Source organism: Jannaschia donghaensis (assembly GCF_001403795.1).
GTDB classification, from domain to species: domain Bacteria; phylum Pseudomonadota; class Alphaproteobacteria; order Rhodobacterales; family Rhodobacteraceae; genus Jannaschia; species Jannaschia donghaensis.
This window is the reverse complement of the sequence record NZ_CXSU01000012.1, coordinates 1,545,773-1,572,730: the sequence shown is the minus strand read 5'-3', so window position 1 is coordinate 1,572,730 and position 26,958 is coordinate 1,545,773. Positions and strand designations below refer to the sequence as shown.

The following is a 26,958-nucleotide window of genomic DNA, read 5'->3' as shown; positions in this document are numbered from 1 at the left end:
CTGTCCGGCCTCGATCCCAAATCAGGAGCGTTGTCATGGCGACACAGCATTCACGGTCCGCCGCGCGAATAATGATCGCGCCCGCCGTCTTCCTCCTGCTGGTGTGGATGCTGATCCCGCTTTGCATGACGCTCTACTTCTCGTTTGCCGACTACCGCCCGCTGCGGGCGACGTTCGAGGCGTGGATCGGCTTCGACAACTACGTCCGTTTCCTCAGCTCTTCATCGTTCCTGTCGGCCGTCGGCACCACGTTGCAGATGGTGGGGGGCATCCTGTTCATCACCATCATCGGCGGCGTGTTCATGGCGCTGCTGCTGGACAAGCAGATGTTCGGGCAGGGCATCGTGCGCATCCTGGTGATCGCGCCGTTCTTCGTGATGCCCACGGTGTCGGCGCTTGTCTGGAAGAACATGTTCTTCAATGTGGACAATGGCTTGTTTTCCTACCTCTACAAATGGATGGGGTTGCAACCCTACGACTTCCTCAGTCAGGCCCCGGTCTTCTCGATCGTGATCATCGTGGCGTGGCAGTGGCTGCCTTTCGCGACGCTCATCCTGCTGACGGCTGTCCAATCGCTCGACAGCGAACAGCTCGAGGCCGCGGAGATGGACGGCGCGCCCGCCGTCTCGCGGTTCCGGTTCATCATCCTGCCGCATCTGAGCCGGGCGATCACGGTCGTCATCCTGATTCAAACTATTTTCCTGCTATCGATCTTCGCCGAGATCTTCGTCACCACCAACGGTGCCTTTGGCACTCGCACGCTGACCTACCTCGTGTATCAGCGCGTGCTGGAAAGCCAGAACGTCGGCCTCGGGTCCGCCGGGGGCATCATCGCCGTCATCCTTGCCAACATCGTCGCGATCTTCCTGATGCGGATCGTCGGCAAGAACCTCGATAACTGAGGGGGAGAGAGACATGGCTCGCGCAGTCAGCACCAAGCAGAAAGTCATCTGGACGGCCCTTGCCTGGACCTTCGGCCTCCTGATGTTCTTCCCGATCCTCTGGACCTTCCTGACGTCGTTCAAGACCGAAGGACAGGCCATCGCGGATCCGCCGGTCTGGTTCTTCTTCGACTGGACGCTGGAGAATTACTCCGCCGTGCAGGAGCGGTCGAACTATCCCAAGGCGCTGATGAACTCGATCGTCATCGCCGTCGGCTCCACCCTGCTTGGGATCGTGATCGCCGTGCCGGCCGCATGGGCCATGGCCTTCGTGCCGGGCAAGTATACCAAGGATGTCCTGCTTTGGATGCTGTCGACCAAGATGCTGCCGGCCGTCGGCGTCCTCTATCCGCTGGTACTGCTGGCCAAATGGCTGGGCGTGATCGACAGTCGCATCCTGTTGGTCGTGGTGCTGATGCTGATCAATCTGCCGATCATCGTCTGGATGCTCTATACGTACTTCCGCGAAATTCCGGGCGAGATCCTGGAAGCGTCCCGCATGGACGGCGCATCGCTGAAGTCGGAAATCATCTATGTGCTTACGCCGATGGCCCTGCCGGGCATCGCCTCCACCATCCTTCTCAATATCATCCTTGCGTGGAACGAGGCGTTCTGGACCATCCTGCTGACGACCGTGAACGCCGCGCCATTGACGGCGTTCATCGCCAGCTTCTCGGCCCCCGAGGGTCTGTTCTACGCAAAACTTTCCGCCGCTTCGATGATGGCCATCGCGCCGATCCTCATCATGGGGTGGTTCTCTCAGAAACAGCTCGTTCGGGGCCTCACATTCGGAGCAGTCAAGTAATGGGCAACATCAGTCTCAACCAAGTCACCAAGAGCTTCGGTGACGTCCAAGTCATCCCGCCGCTGGATCTCGACATTCACGAAGGGGAGTTCGTCGTCTTCGTCGGCCCGTCGGGCTGCGGCAAGTCCACGCTGCTGCGGCTGATCGCGGGGCTGGAGGATACAAGCTCCGGCAACATCAGCATCGACGGTCAGGACGCCACCGAACTGCCGCCCGCCAAGCGCGGCCTGGCCATGGTCTTCCAGTCATACGCTCTTTATCCGCATATGTCGGTGCGCAAGAACATTGCCTTCCCGATGCGCATGGCCGGCATCGACGAGGCGGAGCAGAACACAAAGATCGAAGCGGCCGCCAAGGCTCTGAACCTGACCGACTACCTCGACCGGCGTCCCGGTCAGCTTTCGGGCGGGCAGCGGCAGCGGGTCGCCATCGGCCGCGCCATCGTGCGCGAACCCGCCGCGTTCCTCTTCGACGAGCCTTTGTCGAACCTGGACGCCGCCCTGCGCGTTGGCATGCGCCTAGAAATCATGGAGCTTCACAAGAAGCTCAGCACCACGATGATCTACGTCACCCATGACCAGGTGGAGGCCATGACCATGGCCGACAAGATCGTGGTCCTCCAGGCCGGTGTGATCGAACAGGTCGGCAGCCCGCTCGAACTTTACCATACGCCGCGCAACAAGTTCGTCGCAGGCTTCATCGGCAGCCCCAAGATGAACCTGATCGAGGGGGAGGAGGCGGCCAAGCACAACGCCACGACCATCGGCATCCGGCCCGAACATCTGGGCGTGTCCAAGACAGACGGTCTGTGGAAGGGCACGGTCGGCGTGGCCGAGCATCTGGGCTCCGACACCTTCATCCACGTCCACAAAACGGGGCTGATGGACATGATGACCGTCCGCATCACCGGCGACATCGAAGCGCGGCATGGCGATACGATCTATCTGACACCCGACGCCACGCAGATCCACAAATTCGATGCGAACGGATTGCGGATCGCATGAATCGACTGGACGGAAAATCGGCGCTGATCACCGGATCGGCCCGCGGCATCGGGCGCGGCTTCGCGGAAGCCTACCTGGCCGAGGGCGCGACGGTGGCCATCGCCGACGTCGATCCGGACGCGGCCGCCAAAACGGCCAGCGATCTGGGCGACGCAGCCTATGCCGTCACCATGGATGTGACCCGACAGGACAGTATCGACGCCGCGATCGAAACGGTCGTGGACAGGATGGGCAAGCTCGACATCGTGATCAACAATGCCGCCCTGTTCGATGCCGCCGAAACGGTCGACATCACGCGCGACAGCTTCGACAGATTGATGGCCGTGAACGTCGCCGGAACGCTTTTCACCATGCAGGCCGCGGCGCGGCAGATGATCGCCCAAGGGCACGGCGGCAAGATAATCAACATGGCGTCGCAGGCGGGGCGGCGCGGCGAACCTTTGGTTCTCGTCTATTGTTCGACCAAGGCTGCGGTGATTTCCATGACGCAATCCGCCGGGCTGAACCTGATTTCCCATGGGATCAACGTCAACGCGATCGCGCCTGGCGTCGTCGATGGCGAGCATTGGGACCACGTCGACGCGATGTTCGCCAAGCTGGAGGGCAAGGCCCCCGGCCAGAAAAAGGCGGAAGTCGCCGCCGGCGTCCCCGCCGGTCGCTTTGCCGTCCCCGCCGATCTGACCGGCATGGCGGTCTTCCTTGCGTCTTCGGACGCGGATTACATCGTCTCGCAGACCTATAATGTGGACGGTGGGCAATGGATGAGCTGATGCCCCTGACCGAACTGTCCCTCTCTAACCTCGACGGCTTTCCCGCAGATGTGGAGCGTCCGACGTATCGCCGCGATCAGCTGAGCGCGGGTATCGTTCACGTTGGTTTGGGCAATTTTCACCGTGCGCATATGGCGCTGTATCTGCACGACCTGTTCCAGATGGGGCGCGACCTTGATTGGGCCATCGTCGGGGCAGGGGTCCGCGCGCCGGATGCACGCGTCCGCGACGATCTGGCGGCGCAGGACTGGCTGACGACGGTCTGCGAACTCGACCCCGCTGGCGACCGTGCGGTCGTGACCGGCCCGATGATCGACTTTCTGCCGGTGGAGGAGGGCAACGGCCCGCTGATCGCCCGCATGACGAAACCGGACATCCGTATCGTATCGCTGACCGTGACCGAAGGCGGATATTACGTCGATGCCAAGGGGGCTTTCGACGCCGAACACGCCGACATCCGGCATGACGCGGAAAACCCCGATGCGCCCCGCACCGTGTTCGGCGCGATCATCGCGGCCTTGCGCACGCGCCGGGCCGATGGCGTCGCTCCCTTTACCGTCATGTCGTGCGACAACCTGCCGGAAAACGGCCATGTCGCGCGGGGGACGGTGACCGGACTGGCCCGCCTGATGGACGCGGAACTTGCCGACTGGATTTCCGCCAACGTCGCCTTTCCTTGCGCCATGGTCGACCGGATCACGCCTGCCACCTCCGACCGCGAACGCAAGATGATCGCGGAGCGCTTTGGCATCGAAGACCGTCGCCCGATCACCTGCGAGAGCTTTCGACAGTGGGTTCTGGAAGACCGCTTCAGCAATGGACGCCCCGCATTCGAAGATGTCGGCGTCACGCTGACGCCGGATGTGGCACCGTATGAGTTGATGAAGATCCGCATTCTGAACGGCGGCCATGCGGCCCTGGCCTATCCGGCGGCCCTTCTGGACATCCATTTCGTGCACGACGCCGCCGTGCATCCGTTGGTGCGCGGGTTTCTGGACAAGCTGGAGCGCGAGGAAATCATCCCGACGGTGCCGCCGGTGCCGAACACGGATCTGAATGCATATTACGGGCTGATCGGCAGGCGGCTGGAAAATCCGGGCGTGGCGGATACCATCCCGCGTCTGTGTCAGGATGGATCGAACCGGCAGCCGAAATTCATTCTGCCGACGGTCCGCGACCGTTTGGACGGCGGCGGATCGGTCGAGGGGCTGTCTCTCGTGTCCGCGCTCTGGTGCCACTATCTGTCGGGCGTCAGCGAAAGCGGTCGCAAGATCGAGATCGACGATCCGTCCGCGACTCGTCTCAAGGTGGCGGCAGATGCGTCGTTGAAAGACCCGGCCGCGTTTCTGTCACTCGACATCGTGTTCGGAAACTTGGCCGACAGGTCGAGCTTCGCTGACGCGTTTGCCCGGCATCTGACGTCCCTGCGCACCGACGGCACCGCGAAAGTGCTAGAGCGCTACATCCAAGGCACCTAGCCTTCGGCGCCGGTGATCCGCTCGGATCGTATCGAGCCCATCGCGCCTCTGCCTTCCTCCTACCGTGTAAAAGCGGCGTGCCACGGCGCGCCGCTCTGAACGCTTGCATTGGCATGTCCGATGCCGTTACCGTCAGGTATCGGAACATCGTTCTGCATAGTGGAATTTCTAGGGAGGAGATTCGATGAAACCCCTGAGCATCAAACAGGTGGCCCTGACCACCGCCGCCTTGTGTCTGGCGACGGCCACATCCGTCGCCGCCGAGACCAGGTTGATCCTTGGCGAGGCGGGCCCGAACCGCGGCGCGCGGGCCGCGGCGTTGCAGCACTTCGTCGACGAAGTGACCGCGCGCACCGACGGAGAGGTCGTGATCGACGTCCAGTGGGGCGGCGCATTGTTCAAGGCGAACGCCGCCGCCGGGTCCATCGCCGACGGCGTGGCCGACCTTGGCACGATCATCAGCGTCTATTTCCCGCAGGAGATGGTCGGCTACGGCATCGCGGACCTGCCGGTGGTGAATTCAGACGCCTGGGTCGGCATGCGCGCGACCGATGACCTGATGCGCGGATCCGAGGAAATCCAGGCCAATCTGGCTGATCAGAACCTTGTCTATCTGGGCACTTTCACCACGTCTGCCGTCAACATCGGTTGCAAGGACGCTGCGATCCGCTCCGTTGCTGACATCGAAGGGCTGAAGGTTCGCGGCGTCGGCGCTTATGGCGACACATTCAAAGACTTCGGCGCGAACATGGTGCCCATGTCGATCTACGATGCCTATCAGGGGCTCGACACAGGATTGCTTGATTGCTCGCAGGGGTATTCCTACGCCGTCGGCGCGCTCAAGCAGGAGGAGGTGATGACCTCCTACACCCTGCTGAACTGGGGGCAGGTCGGCGCACTGGGCATCTTCATGAACAAGGACGTCTACGACGGCCTTGACGAGGGTATCCAGACCGCAATGGCCGATGCGGGCGTCGCCATGGCCGACAAACTGGGCGAGTTGATCACCGCCGACAACGAAGCGGCGGTCGAGAAGATGCGCGCCGTCGGTGTCGAGATCATCGAGTTGGACGCGGTCGAACGCGACAAGCTGGTCGAGACGGGCGCGCAATACGTCGACGCCTGGGCCGAACGGGCCAGCGGCGTCGGCATCGACGGCACCGCGCTGCTGGCGGAATACGATGCGCTTCTGGCCAAATACGCGGCCGAGCGGGACGACCAGGGCTATCCCTGGACCCGCTGATTGGCCGACGGCACGCCGCCCCCGTGCGGCGTGCCGACCTTGCTAGGATATCCAATGCTCCACCGCATCGAACGCCTGCTGCTGGACCTCGCGGCCTTTGCCGTTGCCGGTCTGTGCCTGCTCATCACCGTCAGCGTCGTGCTGCGGGCAACGGTGAACGGCGGCATTCCCGACACCATCGTGATGGTGGCCGAATTGATGGTCGCGGCGATCGTGCTGCCCTTGGCGGCCGCCACCACAGCGCGAGCGCATATCGTGGTGGAATTCCTTTCCAACATGCTGTCGCCGGGCGCGCAGGACCGCTTGATCGTCTTGGGCAGTCTGGTCGGCGTTCTTGCGCTGATGCCGCTGCTCTATGCCGGGTGGAACGAAGCGGCCAAGAATATCGCATCGGGATCCTTCTACTTCGGGGAACTCAGCCTGCCCAAATGGCCGGGCCGGATCATCTTCCTCGTGGGTCTGTCGTTCTGCTGGCTGCGCCTGTTATTGATGGCCGTGGATGACATCCGCACGATCCGCGCGGGTGGCCACATCGATGCCGACGGTGGTAAGACCGTCGACCTGATGGCGGAGCGGGATTGATGGACGGCACCCTCGTCGGTCTGGTCGCCTTCGGCAGCGTTATCGGCTTGCTGGCGATCCGCGTGCCCATCGCCTTCGCGCTGGCCCTGGTCGCGGCCGTGGGCAGCTTCGTGATGTTTGCCTTTCGCACTGGGGACTTCACGCCATTGCGCGCGATCCGTCCGACGACGTCGATGGTGTTCTCGAATTCCTTCGACCTGATCCATTCCTACGACCTGTCGATGATTCCGCTGTTCGTGGCCTTGGGCCATATCGCCTACCGCGCGGACATCACCACCAAGATCTATCACGCCGCGCGCGTCTGGCTGGCGCGTGTGCCCGGCGGCGTCGCCATGGCCAGCGTGGTGGGCTGCGGCGGTTTTTCGGCCATCACCGGGTCGTCCATCGCCTGCGCCTCGACCATGGGCCGCATCTGCTCGCCCGAGATGTTGCGCATGGGCTACGACAAGCGGCTGGCCACGGCATCCGTCGCGGCGGGCGGCACACTGGGGTCGCTGATCCCGCCGTCGGTCCTGTTCATCATCTACGGCATCTTTACGGAAACCAGCATTTCCGCGCTGTTTCTGGCTGGCATCCTGCCGGGTCTCATCTCCTTGCTGGGGTTCATCCTCGTCATCTACCTGTGGGTCTGGCGCGATCCGTCGGCAGCGCCGGCCTTCACCGGCACGATCACGGGGCGCGACAAGGTGCAGGCGGCGATCGACGCCTGGCCCGCCGTCGCGCTTTTCGCGATTATCGTGGGGGGGATCTATGGCGGTATCTTCACAGCGACCGAAGCCGCCGCAATCTGCGTATCCGCCGCCGTCGTCATCGGCTTTTTGCAGCGCAAGCTGACGCTCAAGGCCCTGTGGGAGTCGTTGCGCGAAACCTGCATCCAGACGGCAAGCATCTTCCTCATCGCCGCCGCCGCCAAGATCTTCGTGGCTTTCATCGCCCTGACCGGCGTGGCCCCGGCCATCGTGAATGCGGTGACGGACGCGCAGCTGTCGCCCGTCGTCCTGCTGATCGCGATCGCCGCGATCTATCTGCTGCTCGGGATGTTCCTCGATCCCATCGGCATCATGGTCCTGACCCTGCCGCTGATGATCCCGCTGGTCGAAGGCTACGGCTTCGATCTGATCTGGTTCGGCGTCGTCGTCATCAAGCTGCTCGAGATTGGGCTGATCACGCCGCCTGTCGGCCTCAACGTCTTCGTCATTTCCGGCGTCGTGGGGCGGGAGGTGCCGATCGATCGCATCTTCGCGGGCATCCTGCGGTTCCTGACGATCGACGTGCTGGTCCTCATCCTCATCATGTCCTTCCCCATCATCTCGCTTCTGATACCGGGGAGTATGTGATGAACCAGAGCACCCAGATCGACACGACGGACCGGCGCTTCGCCACGACGCTGGCGCGCGGCCTTAGCGTGTTGCGCGCGTTTCGCCCCTCCGACGACGGTCTAAGCAACGCTGAAATCGCCGAACGCACCGGCCTGCCGAAATCCACCGTGTCGCGCCTGACCTTCACGTTGCAGACGCTTGGCTATCTGACCCATGCGCGTCACCACGACCGCTATCGCCCCGGTCCGGCCCTTCTGGTGCTGGGCAACACGGCCTCTGCCTCGATCAGTTTCGTCGACATGGCCGCGCCGTTGATGCAGCGGCTTGCGGACGAGACGGGGACGCTCTCGCTGCTGCTGGTGCGCGATGGGGCCAAGATGCTCATCGTGAAAACCTGGCGGCCCCGCGCCGTCGCCTCCCTCTGGTTGGAGGTCGGTCACCGCCTGCCGTTCAACGGTTCATCATCGGGCCAGACCCTGCTGGCCGCCCTGTCGTCGGAGGCGTTCGAGCGGATCGTGACCGAGGCGGACGGCGATCGCGATCTGACCCATGCACGCGCCGAAGAAATCCGGCGCGACATGGGCGGGCAGCTTCTGACGCGGGGTTTCGCGATTGCCGACCCGGCGCAATATTTCGCATCGCAGATCCACGCGGTCGCGACCCCGTTCCACCCCCGCGACCTGTCGGAGCCGGTGATCTTCACCTGCGGTGCCATGCCCGAAATGCTGAGCGTAGAGCGGATGGAGGCTGACGTCGGTCCGAAACTGCGCGCCACCGTGTCCGAGTTGGAGCGTATTCTGGGCCATGCGCCCGGTTCCGCCCGCGGCGACCTTTAGGAGATATCGATGAACCCCGTCACCACCCGCGTCTCGGACGGCATCGCCGTCATCACGATCGACAATCCGCCGGTCAATGCGCTGGGCCATGCCGTGCGGCAGGGACTTGCCCGCGCCGTCGCGGATTTTGCGGGTGACGAAACTGCGCGGATCGCCGTCCTGTGCGGCGCGGGGCGGCTGTTCCTGGGGGGCGCGGATATTTCCGAATTCGGCAAGCCATTGGCCGATCCGTCGCTTCCAGCGGTGATCGATGCGATCGAGACATGCGCCAAACCCATCATCGCCGCGATCCACGGGGCGGCTTTGGGTGGCGGGCTAGAGGTGGCGCTGGGCTGTCATTACCGCATCGCCATGCCCGGCACCAAACTTGGCCTGCCGGAAACGACGCTCGGCATCCTGCCCGGTGCGGGTGGCACGCAGCGCACGCCCCGGCTCGTCGGTCTCGACATTGCGGCGGATATGATCGTGGGGGCCAAACCCATCTCGGCCGCCGATGCCCTATCCGCCGGCCTGATCGACAGGCTGGGGCAGGGGACAGACCCGGAGGCCGAAGCGGTGGACTACGCCCGCACGCTTCTGTCCGACGGGGCGGCCCCCCGACCGACCCGCGACATGCCCGCGCCCAAGGGCGATATCGCGACCCACCGCGCCAAGGCCGAAGCGAAATACCCCGGCCAGATCGCACAGGTGACCGCCCTGGACGCGATTGCCGCCGGCATGACGATGTCGTTCGACGACGGCATCGCCGAGGAACGACGCCTGTTTCAGACCCTGATGCAGACCCCGCAGCGCGCCGGATTGATCCACGCCTTCTTCGCCGAACGGGCCGTCGCCAAGCTGCCCGAAATCGCAGGCGTCGAACCGCGGCATATTTCTCGGATCGGGGTCATCGGGGGGGGCACGATGGGGGCCGGGATCGCGACTTCCGCGCTTCTGGCGGGGTTGATCGTGACACTGATCGAACGCGACGCGACCTCTGCCGACGCGGCGCGCGCGACGATCACCCGCAATCTCGACGGGGCGGTGAAACGGGGCAAGCTGGACGGGGCGCGACGGGACACGGCCCTTGAAAGCCTTGCCACGGTGACGGACATCGACGCGCTGTCGGATGCCGATATCGTCGTCGAAGCGGTGTTCGAGAGTATGGACGTCAAGCGGGAGGTCTTCGCCCGTCTGGACGCCGTGGCCAAACCGGGTGCCGTACTGGCGACGAACACGTCGTACCTGGACGTGAACAAGATCGCTCAGGCGACGGCACGCCCGTCCGATGTGATCGGACTGCACTTCTTTTCGCCGGCCCACATCATGAAACTACTGGAGGTGGTCGTCGCCGACGCCACCGCGCCCGACGTCACCGCCACGGCCTTTGCGCTGGCGAAGCGGCTGGGCAAGACACCGGTGCGCGCCGGTGTGTGTGACGGGTTCATCGGCAACCGCATCCTGTCGCAGTACCGCGCGGCCGCCGATCACATGGTTCTGGACGGGGCCAGCCCTTACGACGTGGACCGCGCGCTGCGCGACTTCGGGTTCGCGATGGGTCCCTATCAGGTCAGCGATCTTGCGGGCCTCGACATCGGGTTCGCCACCCGCGAACGCAAGGCCGCCACCGCCCATCCCCGTGACCGCCGCCCGACCTTTGCCGACGCGCTGTATCATGCGGGCCGGTTGGGTCAGAAGACGGGGTCGGGTTACTACGATTATAGCGAAAGCCGTCAGGGCATGCCCGATCCGGCGGTCGACGCCATTGTGGCCAGTGCGCGCAGCGGAACCACGCGCGACTTCACCGATGAAGAAATCGTCCGCCGCTACATGGCCGCCATGGTCAACGAGGCCGCACGCGTCGTGGACGAGGGGATTGCGCTCCGACCGCTCGATGTCGATGTCGTCTTCTTGCAGGGCTACGGCTTTCCCCGCTATCGCGGCGGCCCAATGCATTGGGCGGATGCCTATGGCCTCGACCGTATTCTGGCGGACATCGCGGAATTCGCCCGCACCGACGATCATTTCTGGCAACCGGCACCGCTGCTGACCCGTTTGGTGGAGGAGGGGCGCTCCTTCGCCGACCTGAACAAGACCCGGAGGGAAGACCATGCGTGAACCCGTCATCGTCTCGCTTGCCCGGACGGCCATCGGCAAGGCCGGGCGCGGTGCGTTCAACCGAACCCACGGGGCCGTCATGGGCGGTCATGTCGCCGCGGCGGCGGTGGAGCGTGCGGGCATCGACCCCGCGCTGATCGAAGACAGCATCTGGGGCTGCGGCTATCCGGAATACGTCACGGGCGGCAACATCGCGCGCCAGATCGTCCTGCGCGCGGGCCTGCCTGACAGCATTGCGGGGGCGACCGTCAACCGGTTCTGCGCCAGCGGGTTGCAGGCCGTCGCCATGGGCGGCCACATGATCTCCGCCGAGGGGGCGAAAGCCGTTCTCGTCGGTGGGGTGGAGAGTATTTCGATGGTCCAGCCGCCCGCCCGCCCGTCGCCCGAGGCCTGGCTGCAAGAGCACCGCCCCGACCTTTATCTGCCGATGATCGAGACGGCAGATATCGTGGCGAAACGCTATGACGTGACGCGCGCGGCACAGGACGAGCTTGCGCTGGAAAGTCAGCGGCGGACGGCGGCGGCGCAGGAGGCGGGCCGCTTCGACGCCGAAATCGTGCCGATCACGGTGACCAAGGACGTGAAGGACCGCGAAACCGGGGACGTCTCGCAACAACATGTCACGCTGGAGCGTGACGAATGCAACCGCCCCTCCACTGACTTTGCGGGGCTTGAAAGCCTGCAACCCGTGCGCGGCCCGGATCAGTTCATCACCGCCGGCAACGCATCGCAGCTGTCCGACGGGGCGGCGGCCCTGGTGATGATGGAGGCTGAGGAGGCCGCGCGCCAGAACCTGACGCCGCTGGGGGCCTTCCGCGGCTTCGCCGTCGCCGGATGCGCGCCCGACGAGATGGGGATCGGACCGGTCTTTGCCGTGCCCCGACTGCTGGAACGGCACGGATTGAAGGTCGCGGATATCGACCTGTGGGAACTGAACGAAGCCTTTGCGTCGCAGGCGCTCTATTGTCGCGATACGCTCGGCATCGATCCCGGTATCTGCAATGTCGACGGGGGCTCCATTTCGGTGGGGCATCCGTTCGGCATGACGGGCGCGCGGATGACCGGGCACCTGATGATCGAAGGCAAGCGGCGGGGCGCACGCTTCGGCGTCGTGACCATGTGTATCGGCGGCGGCCAGGGGGCCGCTGGCCTCTTTGAAATCTACCGATAGGAGAGTGTCATGAACCTCGAATACAGCGACGCGCAGAAGGCTTTCCGCGATGAGGTCCGGGCGTTTCTGGCCGACAATCTGCCCGAACGTCTGACCGACAAGGGCCGTGGCATGCGCGGCCTGACCAAAGCCGATCACGAAGAATGGCACGCCATTTTGCACAAGAAGGGTTGGCTTGCGGCCAACTGGCCCAAGGAACACGGCGGGGCGGCGTTCGACGCCATCCAGCGGCACATTCTGGAGGATGAGATGACGCGCGCCGGCGCGCCGCGCATCGTACCCTTCGGCATCGCGATGTTGGGCCCGGTCTTGCAGAAGTTCGGATCAAAGGAACAGCAGGATCGCTATCTGCCACGCATCCTGAACGGCGACGATTGGTGGTGCCAGGGGTATTCCGAACCCGGTGCCGGGTCCGACCTCGCGTCGCTGCGGTGCGAAGCCGTGCGCGACGGCGACCACTATATCGTCAACGGGCAGAAGACGTGGACCACGCTGGGTCAGCACGCGAACATGATCTTCTGCCTGGTGCGCACCAGCAAGGAGGGGAAACCGCAGGCGGGCATCAGCTTCCTTCTGATCGACATGGACACGCCGGGCGTTGAAGTGCGTCCCATCGTTCTTATCGACGGTGGCGCGGAGGTGAACGAGGTCTGGTTCTCGGACGTGCGCGTGCCCGTCGAAAACCTGGTCGGCGAGGAGAATAAGGGCTGGACCTATGCCAAGTACCTGCTGACGCACGAGCGGACCAACATCGCAGGCGTGGGCTTTGCCAATGCCGGCCTCGATAGTCTCAAGCGCATCGCGCGGCTGGAAGATGACGGCGATCGCAAGCTGATCGAAAATCCTCACTTCGCCGCACGGCTCGCACGGCTGGAAATCGACCTGATGGCGATGGAGACGACCAATCTGCGCGTGGTGTCCGCCGCTGCCGCCAGACAGGCGCCGGGCGCGGAATCGTCGATGCTCAAGGTAAAAGGCACCATCATCCGGCAGGAGATCAACGCCCTGACCAAGACCGCCGTCGGCCCCTATGCCATGCCGTTCCAATCCGAAGCGGTCGACGGCGCGAACGAGGCACCAGTCGGCCCCGACCACGCGGCGAAGGCCACGGGCGCGTATCTGAACAATCGCAAACTCTCGATCTACGGCGGATCGAACGAGGTGCAGCGCACGATCATCGCCAAGACCATGCTGGAGCTGTGACATGAACTTCGACCTCTCCGACGAAGGCCGGATGCTGCAAGACGGGCTGCGCCGCTATCTGACCGACGCCTACACGCCGGACGCGCGCAGGGCGGCGGTGGCCGATGGTTTCTCGGCTGACATCTGGTCCGGTCTGGCCGAAATGGGCGTGATCGGGGCGCTTTTTACCGAGGCACAGGGCGGCTTCGGCGGCACCGGCTTCGATATCGCGCTGGTGTTCGAGGAAATGGGCCGCGCGGGGGCCGTCGACCCGCTGATCGACACCGGCCTTCTGGGGGGTGGCCTTCTGGCGAAAGCGGGCCGCGACGATCTGTTGGAGACGGTGATCGCGGGAGAGATGCAGCTGGCGCTGGCCCACACTGAGCCGGGCGGGCGCTACGACCTGTCGCGCGTGACGACCACAGCCACCCAGGATGGGGAGGGTTGGGTTCTGGCCGGGCGCAAGGCCGTCGTGGTGAATGCCCCGGCGGCCGACATGATCGTCGTTTCGGCCCGCACGTCCGGCAGCACCGGAGACGCGGACGGGATCGCCCTGTTCCTGGTGGACGCGTCGCACCTGACACTTGCGCCCTATCCGCTGGTCGGGGGCGGCATGGCCTCGGAGATCGTGCTGGATGATGTGAAACTGCCTGCCGATGCCCTGCTGGGCGGCGCCGGTGACGGCCTTGCGATGCTGGTGGAGGTTCAGGCCCGCGCGACCCTTGCCGTCTGTGCCGAAGCTTTGGGCCTGATGGAAGCGATCCGCGCGCTGACCGTCGATTACCTGAAGACCCGCAAGCAGTTCGGTCAGCCGATCGGCAAGTTTCAGGTCCTGCAGCATCGCATGGCCGACGTCCTGATCGAGATCGAGCAGGCGCGGTCAGCGGTCATCAACCTGGCCGGCAACCTCGACGGCGACGACCGCGACCTGCACCTGCACGCCACGAAGAACCTGATCGGGGAAGTCGCGAAACTGGTGGTGGAGGAATCGATCCAGATGCACGGCGGCATTGGCGTGACCGAGGAATACGATTTGGGCCATCTGGCGAAACGCCTGACGATGGTGGACCACCGCTTCGGCGATGCCCTGTACCATTTGGAGCGTTTCATCGCGCTGCGCGCCGCGTGACCGACCTGCCGTCGGATGGCATCGGTTTACCCGGGGCGGGGCCCGGGATCATCCGGGGGGAGACGGGAACCCAGCGTCTGCTGGGTTACGTGCTGGATGTGCGCGGGGGGCAGGGCAGCTCAGCACGCTGTCACATGGCGATCACGTCCGATCACACCAACCGTCACGGCGTTCTGCATGGCGGGATCACCACGTCGATCCTGGACAATGCGATGGGGGCCACGGCCAGCCTGACGGTCGATGACACGGGAACGGCCCCGTTTCTCACCATTTCCATGACGGTGAATTTCCTTGCCCCCGCGCGCGATGGTCAGATCCTTGTCGGCACGGGGCGCAGGACGGGCGGCGGGCGGTCGACCGTGTTCATCGACGGCATCTTGGAGGCGGCGGACGGCACCGTGATCGCCACCGCCACAGGTGTGTTCCGCAAGGTGCCGTCGAACAGACTGGACCCCGCCCGATGACCGACCCCGTGTTCGACACCGCGCTGACCCGCGTCTATGGCATGCGCCTGCCGATCGTCGCGGGCGGGTTGATGTGGTTGTCGGATGCCGACTACGTCGCGGCCTGCGCCCGTGCCGGCATCATCGGGTTCATCACCGCCGCCAGTTTCAAGGAGCCGGGGGCGCTGCAGGCCGAGATCGCACGCGCCCGCGGGGCCTGCTGCGAACGACCCTTCGGCGTCAACGTATCGATGCTGCCCAAGCTGGTCGAAGGGGAGACGATCGCCGAGACGTTTCGCATCATCGCGGGCGAAGGCGTCCGCTTCGTCGAGACGTCGGGCCGCAACCCCGAGGCGTTTCTGCCCATCCTGAGGGATGGTGGCATCCACATTCTGCACAAGGTCCCGTCGGTCCGCTTCGCGCGCAAGGCGCAGGCGATCGGTGTCGACGCGGTCAGCATCGTGGGTGCCGAATGCGGTGGTCATCCCGGCCTCGACATGGTCGGCACGATCGTCAATCAGGCGTTGGCCGAGCGGGACCTGACGATCCCGTTTCTGATCGGCGGTGGGATCGGGACGGGGTCGCAGATGATCGGCGCGCTGGCCTGCGGTGCATCGGGGGTCGTGATGGGCACCCGGCTGCTGATCGCCGAGGAGTTGAATGCGCACCGCGCCTACAAGGACGCGCTGGTCGCCGCGACCGAGCGGGACACGCAATTGTCGATGACCTCCGTGCGCAACACGATCCGCACGCTGGCCAACGAGACGTCGGCGCAGGTCGCCCGGATGGAGCGTGAGAATCCCGAGATCGGGATCGAAGCGCTGATGCCCCATGTTTCCGGCGCGATCGGACGACGCGCCTATGCAACCGGGGACGTGTCGCGCGGAATGCTTTCGGCCGGGCAGGTTCTGGGCCTGACGGACGCCGTGGCCCCGATGGCCCAAATCGTCGCGCGGATCGAGGCGGAGGCGATGACCGCATTGGGCCGCTTGCGACCGCCGCTACCGAAAAAGGCGATGACGGCATGAAGATCCACGACCTCATCCACCGCGCCACCGCCGCGACACCGGACGCCACCGCGCTGCTGGATGTCGACGGTCGCGCCGTCCCCTATGCGGACCACGCCGCTGCCATCGCTGAATTGGCCGGGCTGCTGACGGCCAGAGGGTTTGCGCCGGGCGATCGCCTGCTGATCGTAGCCGAGAATTGCCATGCCACCGCCGCCCTGATCTTCGCGGCCAGCCTGGCCGGCGGTGTCGCCGTCCCCGTCAACGCACGCATGACCGAAGGGGAGATTGCGCGGATCGTGGAGCATGCCACGCCGCGCCTGATCATCTTCACGACCGGCGTGTCGCCCGACGCCGGTCGTCACGCAGAGCGGTGGGCGGCCACGCGGCACGACACCGCAAGCGGCACCATCGCGCTGTGCGCCCCTGACGGTGACGTCGGCGAAGCGGCCACGCCGGACACCGCAGTCATCCTTTATACGACCGGCACGACCGGCGCGCCCAAGGGTGTGATGCTGACGCACGGCAATCTGATCTTCGCCGGCCGCACCTCTGCCGAGTTGCGCGATATCGAGGCGCATGACATCATCTATGGCGCGCTGCCGATGACGCATGTCTTCGGTCTGGCATCCATGCTGATGGCGGCCAGCACCAAGGGAGCCTGCATTCGGTTCGAGGCGCGGTTCAGGCCCGATCGGCTGTACGCGGCGCTCAAAGGCGGCGCGACTGTATTTCCAGGCGTGCCACAGATGCACGCCCTGTTGATGAGCCACGTCGCCGAGAATGGGTTGGCGGGCCTGAGCGACACGCCCCTGCATTACGTCAGTTCGGGCGGTGCCCCGCTCGACATGGCGTGGAAGCGCAAGGCGGAGGCGTTTTACGGACTGGCGCTTCAGAACGGCTACGGCATGACCGAAACGACGGCTGGCATCTGCGCCACCAAGAACCCGATCGGCACGCCCGATGTCAGCTGCGGCCCGCCGCTGCCGGGGGTCGAAATCATGCTGGATACGTCCGTCGGTGACAGCGCGGACGCAGGCGTCGGGGAGGTGCTGACCCGGGGACCGCACGTGATGGATGGATATTATCGCAATGCGGAGGCGACGAAATCGGTCCTGCAGGCGGACGGTTGGCTTCGAACGGGCGATCTGGGCCGGCTGGATGGGGACGGGTTCCTGCATATCGTCGGTCGCGCGAAGGAGTTGATCATTCGCGGCGGTTTCAACGTCTATCCGCCCGAGGTAGAGGCCGCGTTCAACGACCATCCGGACGTCATCCAATGCGCCGTCATCGGACGCGCGATTGCCGGTGACGAGGAGGTGCTGGCCTTCGTGCAATGCGCCGACCCCGACACCCTGGACCTTGACGATTTGCGGGCCTTCGCCGCGCGCAGCCTTGCGGCATACAAGCGCCCTTCGCGGATCGTGGCCGCCCGCACCTTGCCTGCGGCCCCGTCGGGGAAGATACTGAAACACAAGCTCGCGTCGGTGTTTGCCGACCGCCTGACCTGAGGAGACGACCATGCCCAAGGACATTCAACTGCCCGGTTTCGGGCCCGACCTCGGAACTTTCGACTGGGCGGATGCCTTCCGGTTGGAGGATCAGCTGAACGAGGAGGAGCGGATGCTTCGCGACGCGGCCCGTGCCTTCGCCGATGCGGAACTGGCCCCGGTGGTGCGCCAAGCCTATGCCGAGGAGACATCGAACCCCGGTCTCTTCAAGAAGATGGGCGACGCTGGCCTGCTGGGCGTGACCATCCCCGAAGAATATGGCGGTCTGGGTGGAAATTACGTCACCTACGGCCTTGTCGCGCGGGAGGTGGAGCGGATCGACTCGGGCTATCGCAGTATGATGTCGGTGCAATCCAGCCTCGTGATGTATCCGATCCACGCCTACGGATCGGAAGAACAGCGCAAGAAATATCTTCCCGGCCTGGCGGCGGGCGACCTGATTGGGTGTTTCGGGCTGACCGAACCCGATGCCGGATCCGACCCCGCGGGCATGAAGACGCGAGCGGTGAAAACGGCGAATGGCTACCGGATTTCCGGCGCGAAGATGTGGATCTCCAACGCGCCCTTCGCGGATGTCTTCGTCATCTGGGCCAAGTCTGACGACCACGACGGCAAGATCCGGGGCTTCGTTCTGGAAAAGGGGATGAAGGGTCTGTCGGCGCCCACGATCAAGGGCAAGCAGTCGCTGCGCGCATCGACCACCGGCGAAATCGTCATGGAGGACGTGGAGGTGGGCGAGGATGCGCTGCTGCCGAATGTCCAGGGGCTCAAGGGGCCGTTCGGATGTTTGAACCGCGCGCGCTACGGCATCGGTTGGGGCGTAATGGGGGCTGCCGAATTCTGCTGGCATGCGGCGCGGCAATACGGGTTGGACCGCAAGCAGTTCGGCAAACCGCTGGCGCAGACGCAGCTGTTTCAGAAGAAACTGGCCGACATGCAGACCGAAATCACGCTGGGCCTACAGGGCGTTCTGCGGGTCGGGCGTTTGATGGACGAGGGTAACGCCGCGCCCGAGATGATCTCCATGATCAAGCGCAACAATTGCGGCAAGGCGCTGGACGTGGCCCGACTGGCCCGCGACATGCACGGTGGCAACGGCATTTCCGAGGAATATCAGGTCATCCGCCACATGATGAACCTGGAAACGGTGAACACCTACGAGGGCACGCACGACGTTCACGCGCTGATCCTGGGTCGGGCGCAGACCGGATTGCAGGCGTTCTTCTGATCGACGCGACCGGCGCGGTTCAGGCCGCGCCGAGGCGATCGATCCGGGCCCATTCATAGACATGCTCTCCGGGTGGGCCCTCCAGGGCGTCGCGCGCGATCGCGCGGCCCAGACGGTCAACGGGGATCCCCCGAAGCTTCTCCAGCGGGCCGCGCAGGATCGGGGTGAGCCACGGCCAGACCGCAAGGGTCACCGCCTGCGTGAAACCATATCGGTTCGTCGGCGTCAGGATCATCGACGGATGAAACAGCGAAATCCGCTCGAACGCCAGATCGCGCAAACCGTCCTCCAGCTGACCCTTGGTGCGCAGTATGAAATTGCGTGATCCCGCATGCGCGCCGACCGACGATAAAATCGAAAACCCCCGTACGCCGGCCGCCTGACAGGCGATGGCGAAGGCCAAGGGAATGTCGTGGTCGATCCGGCGAAGGGTGTCGCGCGACACCTTCGACGGCTCCCCCACGCCCAGACAGCAGATTGCCGCGTCTTGCCCCGCAAGGTGCGCGGCATAGCTGGCGGGGTCTGCCAGGTCGATGGTGTGCTGCGTGGCCGCAAGCCCATCGACCGTTCGGCGACCCAAAGTGGTCAGCGTCGCGTCGCGCGCCAAAACGCCGGCGCAATGCCCGCCGACGGCACCTGTGGCCCCGATCATAACGATGTTCACGAATGCTCCTCCGCCGCTGTGGCGGCCAACGCGCGGTTGTACACGCGCAGCGCATCGACATGTAGCAAGACACCCAGGACGTCGGGCGCGCCGTCTTTCTCGGTCAGGCGTGTGACGGCCAGGAAGTCGGAGTTCGACCGCTCGAACAGGGGCATCGCCGCCTCCAACGTGTCGCCGGGGGCCACGAACAGACCTTCGTTCATGGCGCGTCGGATGCGGTCTTCCTTGGGAGCCTTGGGATGGTCGGGTGACTTCATCACGGCCGAAACCTTGAACATCGCCAGAAGATAGGCCTGCGGACCGGCGGCCAGATGGATGCCGCGTCGTTCCAGTTGCGTCAGGAAGAATGACCGATCCACCAACCGCCCCGACAGGGCCGAGGCGATCGACACGGCGATCATCACCGCAAGACCGGTCTGCCAGTCGCCCGTCAGTTCGAAAACGATCAGCGTCGTGGAAATCGGTGCCCCCAGCACGGCCCCGGCCACGGCCCCCATTCCGGCCAGCGCATAGAGCGTCTCGGAGCCGGAGATGTCGGGGAAGAACGACGTCGCGATGGCCCCGAAGGCCAGTCCCACCAATGCGCCGATCATCAGCGCCGGGGAAAAGATGCCGCCGCCCATGCGTCCGCCCATCGTGATCGACACAGCGACGACCTTGAGGACGGCGAAGATCACCGCTTCGCGCAGCAACAGATCGCCCGACAGCGCGGCCGAGGTCGTCTCGTACCCGACGCCGATGATATGCGGAAAGAAGATCGCGAATCCGCCCAGCATCAGACCTGCCAGCGCGGGGCGCAGCATGGCGGGCATCCTCAGGCGCGCCTGCAATTCGTTGGCGACGTCTTCGGCAAAGAACACCGACCGCATCAACACGAAAGCGATCAGGCCCGACGTCAGCCCAAGCAGCAGGAACGCCGGCAGTTCGATATAGAAGGCCAGCGCGCTGGCTTCGGGCAGGATGAATTCGGTAACGTCGCCGAAATGCGTCCGGCTGATGACCGACCCCGAGACAGCTGCGATGGTGATGGGGGCGAAAGCGTGGACGGCGAAGTGGCGCAGCACCACCTCCATCGCGAACAAGGCGCCGGCCAGCGGTGCGTTGAAGCTGGCCGCGACCCCGGCGGCAACCGCGCAGCCCAACAGGTCGCGGCCCGTCACCCCGTCGGCGTTCATCTTGTTGGACACCCAGCCCGCGATCATGCCGACCAGGTGGACGACCGGACCTTCCCGCCCGGTGGAGCCGCCCGACGACAATGTGATCAGCGATGCCGCCATGGAGGCAAGGCCCGCGCGACGTTCGACCCGGCCCTCCTTCATGGCCGAGGCCTGAATCACTTCGGCCGGGCCACGCACCCGCCCGTCGGGGGTGAACCGCGTCAGGATCCATCCTACGATCAACCCGCCGATGCAGGGCAGCATCAGAATCCAGTACCACGGCAGCGTCGCGGCAAAGCTGTGCAGGGTGCGCGGATCGTCCGTGCCGTAAAGCGAGGTCTGCAGGAATTCGATCGCCCGCATGAACCCGACGGCGGCATATCCCGATGCGATGCCGACCATCAGGGCGATGAACCAGAACTGTATCTTGGACGGGCCCCGGTCGCGGATCACGGCCCAGGTGCGGCGCAACGGGGCGGGCAGGCCGGATGCGGCCGGGTCGCGCGGGCGACGGGGGGCCGGCGTGTCGGTCAACGGCGCCACCCTTTCATCGCACTTGTCCTTCCCGCGGCCCTACCGCACCAAGGGGCGTCCGATGGAGGGGAAGGGCCGATGATCCCGCAAGACGCGCTAAGTGAACTCGCCTCGATGCTAGGCGAACGGCTATCCACGGGAAAGAGCGATCTGGATTTGCATGGTCGGTCCGAGACCTATCACGCCCCGATGCCGCCGGAGGCCGTCGTCTATCCCGACACCACCGAGGAGGTGTCGCGCATCGTCGCCATCTGCGCGCGCCACGGCGTTCCGGTTGTCGGCTGGGGCACGGGCACCGCGCTGGAAGGGCATGGCAGCGCGCCGCGCGGGGGCGTCACCATCGATTTCAGGCGCATGGACAAGGTGCTGGAGGTGGTCCCCGAAGACATGCTGGTGCGCGTCCAGCCCGGTGTAACGCGCGAGTCGCTGAATACCGAATTGCGCGCGACAGGTCTCTTCTTTCCGGTCGATCCGGGGGCGAATGCCAGTCTCGGCGGCATGGCGGCGACGCGGGCGTCGGGGACGACCGCCGTCCGCTACGGCACGATGGCCGATCAGGTGCGCGCGCTAGAGGTGGTGCTGGCCGACGGTCGCATCATCCACACGGGAACGCGGGCGCGCAAATCGTCGGCCGGTTACGACCTCACCCGGCTTTTCGTCGGGTCGGAGGGGACGCTGGGTCTGATGACGGAACTGACGCTGCGCTTGTGGGGTCAGCCCGAGGCCGTGTCGGCGGCCGTCTGCGGGTTCGACACCACCGATGGCGCGATCGACGCAGTGATCACGGCGATGCAGATGGGCCTGACGCCCGCGCGGATCGAATACGTCGACGTGGCGACCGTGCGCATCCTGAACGCCGCCGACGGCGCGGCCCTGCCCGAACGCCCGCATCTTCTGCTGGAATTTCACGGCACGGAGGAGGCGGTCGCGGCAGAGGCCGCGCGGTTCGGCGACATCGCCGCGGAGCATGGCGGCGGAGCCTACGCCTGGGCCACGCAAGCCGAGGATCGCAGCCGACTCTGGTCGATGCGGCACCGGGCGTATCACACCATTCTGGCGACCCGCCCCGGCGCGACGGCGGTGGTGACGGACGTCTGCGTGCCAATCTCGAAGCTGGGCGAGGCGATCATGCGGGCCGCAGCGGATATCCATGCTTCGGGTCTGGATGGTCCGATCCTGGGGCATGTCGGCGACGGCAACTATCACGCGATCCTGTTGGTGGACCGCGATGATCCGGACGAGATCGCAGAGGCGAAACGGCTGTCGGACGCGATGGTCGCGCACGCGCTGGATCTGGGCGGGACGGCGACGGGGGAACACGGCGTGGGCTTCGGCAAGCTGCATCTGATGGAGGCGGAACACGGCGCGGCCTGGGACGTCATGGGCGCGCTCAAACGCGCGCTGGACCCCGATGGCCTGATGAACCCCGGCAAGCTGGTGCGGCAGAACTGAGGGGTGTGGTCGTGACCAACCGGTTGCGAATCTGACCCCGACCGACAGAGTCCGTAATCTCGTCGTTCAGAGACAATTATCCCCACGCCTGCCGCACCGGATATCAGATCTGCTCGACCGTCACCTTGCCGGCATAGAACGCCATGTGCCCTTCGACAGCTTTTGCGTCGTCGTTGATGACGTTTTCATAGGTCCAGGCCACGTCCTTGAGCGTGCCCGACTGGCCGACATAGCTGTAATAGGCGGCCGTGCCCTTGTGCGGGCAGGTGGTGGTCGTCTGGGTCCGCTCGAACAGGGCCATCGCGATGTCTTCGCGTGGAAAATAGATGACGAACGGGCGGTCGCCTTCGACCAGGGACAGGGCGTTCTTGCTTTCGACGATGACGCCATCGTCGCTGCGGACGGTCCATGTGCCGGTGGCGGGCGTCACGGTGATCTTGGTCATTTCGGCACTCCTCGTGGGTAGGCGCGGACCGTAACCCGACCGCTGTCGGTTGGGAAGGTCACAGCGGCGCGCACATATTATCCAGCCACGTGCGGTCCGATCCGTCGACGCGGGGCCCGATCCGCGCGGCGACTGTCGCATGATAGGTGTCGATCCAGTTGCGTTCGTCGCCCGACAGAAGATCGGTCTGGATAAGACGCCGGTCGATGGGCACGAGGGTCAGCGTTTCGAACCGCAGCATGTCGCGGTCGTCGCCGCCGTCGGGGCGCGGGGCGGGCGTGCAGACGATCAGGTTTTCGATCCGAATGCCGTATTCGCCAGGGCGATAATATCCAGGCTCGTTCGACAGGATCATGCCGGCCTTCAACGGCACCGTGCTGGCCCGGCTGATACGGGCCGGACCATCGTGGACACCCAGATACACGCCGACGCCGTGCCCGGTGCCGTGGTCATAGTCCCGATGCTCCATCCACAGCGGCGCGCGGGCCAGCGCGTCCAGATGCGCGCCGGCGACGCCGACGGGAAACCGTGCCCGGCTGACGGCGATCATGCCCTGCAGGACGCGGGTGAAGGCGCGGGCGATGTCTTGCGGCGGCTGACCCAGCGGAATGGTGCGGGTGATGTCGGTCGTGCCATCGAGGTATTGGCCACCGGAATCCACCAGGAGGACGCTGTCGGTGTCGAGGGTGCGGTTCGTCTCCGTGTTCACGCGGTAATGGACGATGGCTCCGTTCGGACCGGACCCGGCAATCGTCTCGAAGCTGATGTCACGCAGTTGGTTGGTTTCGCGGCGAAACCCTTCTAGGGCGGTAACGACGTCGATTTCGGTCGTCTGTGGGGTGCAATCCTGATCCAGCCAGCGCAGGAAACGGACCATTGCGGCAGCGTCGCGCAGGTGCGCTTCGGTCGTGGCGGTGATCTCCGCGTCGGTCTTGATTGCACGGGGCAGGGCGAACGGGTCGGAGATGGCGCGCCCCTCCGACAGCATTTCTGCCAGACCGACGGGACAGCTGGCCGCATCGTAACCGACCGGTCCGGTCAACCCCGCGAGCAGCGACGGCATATCGGACGGGGCGCAGATGCGGACGTCGGGGCCGAGATGGTCGCGGACAGGCTCGGATTTGGGCGGGTCGCAGATAAGGTCGACGGAGGCATCGGCGTGCAGGACGGCGAAACACTGCGGGATCGGCGTGCGCGCAATGTCCCCGCCGCGAATGTTCAGCAGCCAGGCGACCGCTTCGGGTGCGTTGGTCAGCACCGCGTCCACACCATGGCCGGGCAATGTGGCCGCGATGTCCGCCCGCTTGTCGGCGGCGGACCGACCGGCCAGCGCCTCGGGGTAGACCGTCATCGGGGCGGCGGGGGCGTCCGGCCGGTCGTCCCATACCGCATCGACACCGTTGGCGCAGGGCACGAAGTCGATCCCCGGCAGATCAGAAAGGGACTTCATCTGATCGACCGGATGCAGCATCGCGTCGAAGCCGACACGCCCCCCATCGGGCAGCGCGTCCGGAAGCCAATCGGCCAGACCGGTCGCGGGCCAATTCACGGTTTCGAACACGTCGGAGTCAGTCTGCGCCTTGACCTGCACGGTGTAGCGCCCGTCCGTGAACACGGCCGCCCGGTCGCGTAGCACGACGACGAAGCCGGCGGATCCGGTAAAGCCGGAGATCCAGGCCATCCTCTCGTCGCGGGGGGCGACGTATTCACCCTGATGCGCGTCGGCGCGGGGCACGAGGAAGGCGTCGAGATTCTGATCTGCCATCCAATCGCGCAGCTTGGCCACGCGGGGGGCGGCGGCTTCGGGGCGGGCGGTGACGTCGAAGGTCTGGAACATGGGGGCCTCGTGCGGGGAAACGGTGTGTCTTGGATATTTGGAAAACGGAGAAGCGGGAAACCGTTTCTTAGGACGTTTCCGTCAGAAGGCTGGAGCGGTACAGGCTGGGAAGCCGATGATCGTAAACGAAGAAGCCCCATCCCTTCCCGGTCTTCCGGCGGGGGACGGGGCGGATCCGATTCTCCGTTTCTCAAATATCCCCGCCGGAGGCATCTGCCGTTGCCAGACGTGCCCCGTCACGACGCCCGGCGCATCCCCATCACCCGCGCGCGCTTGCGCGGATCGCTGTCGAACAACGCGGCAAGCTGTTCGGTCATAGCGCCGGCCAATTGCTCCACGTCCGTGATCGTGACGGCCCGGTCGTAGTACCGCGTGACGTCGTGGCCGATGCCGATCGCAAGAAGTTCGACGGCGCGGCGCTTCTCGACCATGGCGATCACGTCGCGCAGATGCTTCTCGAGGTAGTTGGCGGGGTTCACCGAAAGCGTGGAATCGTCCACCGGGGCACCATCGGAAATGACCATCAGGATCTTGCGCGCCTCGGGCCGGGCAATCGCGCGGCGGTGGGCCCATTCGAGGGCCTCGCCGTCGATATTTTCCTTCAAGAGGCCTTCCTTCATCATCAAGCCGAGGTTCGGGCGCACCCGGCGCCAGGGCGCATCGGCGGATTTATACACGATGTGGCGCAAATCGTTCAGGCGGCCCGGCGTGGCGGGCCGGCCGTCCTTGAGCCAGGCTTCACGCGCCAGCCCGCCCTTCCAGGCACGGGTGGTGAAGCCCAGGATTTCCACCTTGACGCCGCACCGTTCCAACGTGCGCGCCAGCACGTCGGCGCAGATTGCGGCGATGGAGATGGGCCGCCCGCGCATGGAGCCGGAATTGTCGAGCAGCAGCGTGACGCAGGTGTCGCGGAATTCGGTGTCACGCTCCATCTTGAACGACAGCGGCGTGGTCGGGTTGGCGACGACGCGGGCCAGGCGCCCGGCGTCGAGAATACCTTCCTCCAGGTCGAACTCCCACGATCGGTTCTGTTGCGCCTGAAGGCGGCGCTGCAACTTGTTGGCCAGACGCGACACGGCCCCCTTGAGCGGCTCCAACTGTTGGTCGAGATAGGCGCGTAGGCGTTCCAGCTCGGCCGGTTCGGCCAGCTCCTCGGCCCCGACGATCTCGTCGTTGGCGTCGGAATAGACGGTGTAGTTCGGGTCGGCGTCGGACACGGGCTGCGGGGCAGGCGGGTCCCCGTGCTCATCGCTGTCGGGCATCTCGGCCTCTTCGCCCATCTCTTCGTCGGCCATGTCGTCCATCGACACCTGGGCCTGCGACGGGTCGTCCTGCTGATCCTGCGACTGCTCGGGGGAGGCTTCGTCGTCCTGCTCGTTCTCCTCGTCATCGCCGGTGGAATCGGCGTCCTGCTCCTCCTCGTCAGTCTCGCCCTCGTCCTCCTGATCCTCGTCCTCCATATCCGGGTCATCGCCCAGCTGATCGCCGTAGCCGAGATCCTGGATAAGCTGGCGGGCCAAGCGTGCGAAGGCGGCCTGATCGGACAAGACGTCCGCAAGGCTGTCGCATCGGTCGCCGGTGGATTCTTCGATGAACCCGCGCCACAGGTCGACGGCATTCGCTGCCCCATTTGGGAGATCACGCCCTGTCGCCTGTTGGCGCAGCCAATATCCCATCGCGGCGGCCAACGGGATCTGCGCCTTGTCGGTCACGTCGCCGTATCCCTTGCGCGACGTTTCGGTCGCGATCTTGGCGTCGATGTTACCCGCGGTGCCAGGCATGGCGCGCGCGCCCACCGCCTCGCAGCGGGCCGTTTCCATCGCATCGTAAAGGTCGCGCGCCATGTTGCCCTGCGGCATGTACTTGGCGGACACGCCGGTGTCGTGGTGGCGGTGGCGCAGGGCGAAGGCGTCCGCCGTCCCGCGCGCCAGCAGAACCTCGTCGCGTGTCATTCGGCGCGACACCTGCGGCAGGCGCAGGCTGTCGTTCGTCTGCCCCGGCGGGTCGACGGAATAGGTGACGGCCAGATCGGTGTCGTCAGCCATGGTCTTGGTCGCTTCGGCCAAGGCTTTCTTGAACGGATCGGCGGGGTTGTCGGTGGGCTTGTTCATATCAGTGATAAA

The 26,958-nt window shown here is 65.2% G+C and carries 23 protein-coding genes; 18 read left to right on the top strand and 5 right to left on the bottom strand.

Going from position 1 to position 26,958, the window contains the following annotated elements:
- Positions 1–35: 35 nt before the first annotated feature.
- The 17 genes from JDO7802_RS16965 to JDO7802_RS16885 all read left to right on the top strand — a co-directional run bounded on the left by JDO7802_RS16965 (position 36) and on the right by JDO7802_RS16885 (position 18,746).
- Entirely contained in the window at positions 36–902 is an 867-nt protein-coding gene (locus JDO7802_RS16965) for a carbohydrate ABC transporter permease (RefSeq protein WP_055087091.1), read from the top strand.
- A 13-nt stretch (positions 903–915) separates the two neighbouring features.
- Entirely contained in the window at positions 916–1,746 is an 831-nt protein-coding gene (locus JDO7802_RS16960; RefSeq protein ID WP_055087090.1) for a carbohydrate ABC transporter permease, read from the top strand.
- A complete protein-coding gene (locus JDO7802_RS16955; protein ID WP_055087089.1) occupies positions 1,746–2,750 on the top strand; it encodes an ABC transporter ATP-binding protein in 1,005 nt (334 codons plus the stop codon). Before JDO7802_RS16960 ends, JDO7802_RS16955 begins: the two co-directional genes overlap by 1 nt.
- Positions 2,747–3,520: an L-iditol 2-dehydrogenase gene (locus JDO7802_RS16950; protein ID WP_055087088.1), complete on the top strand. Its 774-nt coding sequence runs from the start codon at positions 2,747–2,749 to the stop codon at positions 3,518–3,520. Before JDO7802_RS16955 ends, JDO7802_RS16950 begins: the two co-directional genes overlap by 4 nt.
- A complete protein-coding gene (locus JDO7802_RS16945) occupies positions 3,520–4,998 on the top strand; it encodes a mannitol dehydrogenase family protein (protein ID WP_055087312.1) in 1,479 nt (492 codons plus the stop codon). The genes JDO7802_RS16950 and JDO7802_RS16945 overlap by 1 nt, the downstream gene beginning before the upstream one ends.
- Positions 4,999–5,182: 184 nt before the next feature.
- Positions 5,183–6,241, top strand: coding sequence for a C4-dicarboxylate TRAP transporter substrate-binding protein (locus JDO7802_RS16940; RefSeq protein WP_055087087.1), 1,059 nt, complete (start codon positions 5,183–5,185; stop codon positions 6,239–6,241).
- 54 nt (positions 6,242–6,295) lie between these two features.
- Complete coding sequence (locus tag JDO7802_RS16935; protein WP_055087086.1) at positions 6,296–6,823, top strand: TRAP transporter small permease; 528 nt, start codon at positions 6,296–6,298, stop codon at positions 6,821–6,823.
- The gene (locus JDO7802_RS16930) at positions 6,823–8,160 is read left to right on the top strand and encodes a TRAP transporter large permease (RefSeq protein WP_055087085.1); all 1,338 of its coding nucleotides are present in this window, start codon (positions 6,823–6,825) and stop codon (positions 8,158–8,160) included. Before JDO7802_RS16935 ends, JDO7802_RS16930 begins: the two co-directional genes overlap by 1 nt.
- Positions 8,160–8,978: an IclR family transcriptional regulator gene (locus tag JDO7802_RS16925; protein ID WP_055087084.1), complete on the top strand. Its 819-nt coding sequence runs from the start codon at positions 8,160–8,162 to the stop codon at positions 8,976–8,978. The genes JDO7802_RS16930 and JDO7802_RS16925 overlap by 1 nt, the downstream gene beginning before the upstream one ends.
- A 9-nt stretch (positions 8,979–8,987) precedes the next feature.
- A complete protein-coding gene (locus JDO7802_RS16920) occupies positions 8,988–11,075 on the top strand; it encodes a 3-hydroxyacyl-CoA dehydrogenase NAD-binding domain-containing protein (RefSeq protein WP_055087083.1) in 2,088 nt (695 codons plus the stop codon).
- The gene (locus JDO7802_RS16915; protein ID WP_055087082.1) at positions 11,068–12,246 is read left to right on the top strand and encodes an acetyl-CoA C-acyltransferase; all 1,179 of its coding nucleotides are present in this window, start codon (positions 11,068–11,070) and stop codon (positions 12,244–12,246) included. Before JDO7802_RS16920 ends, JDO7802_RS16915 begins: the two co-directional genes overlap by 8 nt.
- A gap of 9 nt (positions 12,247–12,255) precedes the next feature.
- On the top strand, positions 12,256–13,449 hold the full coding sequence (locus JDO7802_RS16910; protein WP_055087081.1) for an acyl-CoA dehydrogenase family protein: 1,194 nt from the start codon (positions 12,256–12,258) through the stop codon (positions 13,447–13,449).
- 1 nt (position 13,450) lies between these two features.
- Entirely contained in the window at positions 13,451–14,557 is a 1,107-nt protein-coding gene (locus JDO7802_RS16905; protein WP_055087080.1) for an acyl-CoA dehydrogenase family protein, read from the top strand.
- The gene (locus tag JDO7802_RS16900) at positions 14,554–15,021 is read left to right on the top strand and encodes a PaaI family thioesterase (RefSeq protein ID WP_245624220.1); all 468 of its coding nucleotides are present in this window, start codon (positions 14,554–14,556) and stop codon (positions 15,019–15,021) included. Before JDO7802_RS16905 ends, JDO7802_RS16900 begins: the two co-directional genes overlap by 4 nt.
- The gene (locus JDO7802_RS16895) at positions 15,018–16,028 is read left to right on the top strand and encodes an NAD(P)H-dependent flavin oxidoreductase (RefSeq protein WP_055087079.1); all 1,011 of its coding nucleotides are present in this window, start codon (positions 15,018–15,020) and stop codon (positions 16,026–16,028) included. The genes JDO7802_RS16900 and JDO7802_RS16895 overlap by 4 nt, the downstream gene beginning before the upstream one ends.
- Complete coding sequence (locus tag JDO7802_RS16890) at positions 16,025–17,518, top strand: class I adenylate-forming enzyme family protein (RefSeq protein WP_055087078.1); 1,494 nt, start codon at positions 16,025–16,027, stop codon at positions 17,516–17,518. Before JDO7802_RS16895 ends, JDO7802_RS16890 begins: the two co-directional genes overlap by 4 nt.
- Positions 17,519–17,528: 10 nt before the next feature.
- Positions 17,529–18,746, top strand: coding sequence for an acyl-CoA dehydrogenase (locus tag JDO7802_RS16885; protein ID WP_055087077.1), 1,218 nt, complete (start codon positions 17,529–17,531; stop codon positions 18,744–18,746).
- A 19-nt stretch (positions 18,747–18,765) separates the two neighbouring features.
- Here JDO7802_RS16885 and JDO7802_RS16880 read toward each other — a convergent pair whose 3' ends face one another.
- Positions 18,766–19,410 carry an NAD(P)H-binding protein gene (locus JDO7802_RS16880; RefSeq protein WP_222836417.1) on the bottom strand — a complete coding sequence of 215 codons (645 nt, stop codon included), beginning with the start codon at positions 19,408–19,410 and terminating at the stop codon, positions 18,766–18,768.
- A complete protein-coding gene (locus JDO7802_RS16875; protein WP_083481270.1) occupies positions 19,407–20,969 on the bottom strand; it encodes a chloride channel protein in 1,563 nt (520 codons plus the stop codon). Before JDO7802_RS16875 ends, JDO7802_RS16880 begins: the two co-directional genes overlap by 4 nt.
- Positions 20,970–21,179: 210 nt before the next feature.
- Here JDO7802_RS16875 and JDO7802_RS16870 point away from each other — a divergent pair, with 210 nt between their 5' ends.
- On the top strand, positions 21,180–22,553 hold the full coding sequence (locus JDO7802_RS16870) for an FAD-binding oxidoreductase (RefSeq protein ID WP_055087076.1): 1,374 nt from the start codon (positions 21,180–21,182) through the stop codon (positions 22,551–22,553).
- Between the two features lie 103 nt (positions 22,554–22,656).
- Here the strand turns inward: JDO7802_RS16870 and JDO7802_RS16865 are convergent, their stop codons facing one another.
- The 3 genes from JDO7802_RS16865 to cobT all read right to left on the bottom strand — a co-directional run bounded on the left by JDO7802_RS16865 (position 22,657) and on the right by cobT (position 26,946).
- The gene (locus JDO7802_RS16865) at positions 22,657–22,998 is read right to left on the bottom strand and encodes a DUF427 domain-containing protein (RefSeq protein WP_055087075.1); all 342 of its coding nucleotides are present in this window, start codon (positions 22,996–22,998) and stop codon (positions 22,657–22,659) included.
- Positions 22,999–23,056: 58 nt separating this feature from the next.
- Positions 23,057–24,835: an aminopeptidase P family protein gene (locus tag JDO7802_RS16860; RefSeq protein ID WP_055087074.1), complete on the bottom strand. Its 1,779-nt coding sequence runs from the start codon at positions 24,833–24,835 to the stop codon at positions 23,057–23,059.
- Positions 24,836–25,071: 236 nt separating this feature from the next.
- Positions 25,072–26,946 (bottom strand): cobaltochelatase subunit CobT, encoded by a 1,875-nt coding sequence (cobT, locus tag JDO7802_RS16855; RefSeq protein WP_055087073.1) that lies wholly within the window; start codon positions 26,944–26,946, stop codon positions 25,072–25,074.
- Positions 26,947–26,958: the final 12 nt, after the last annotated feature.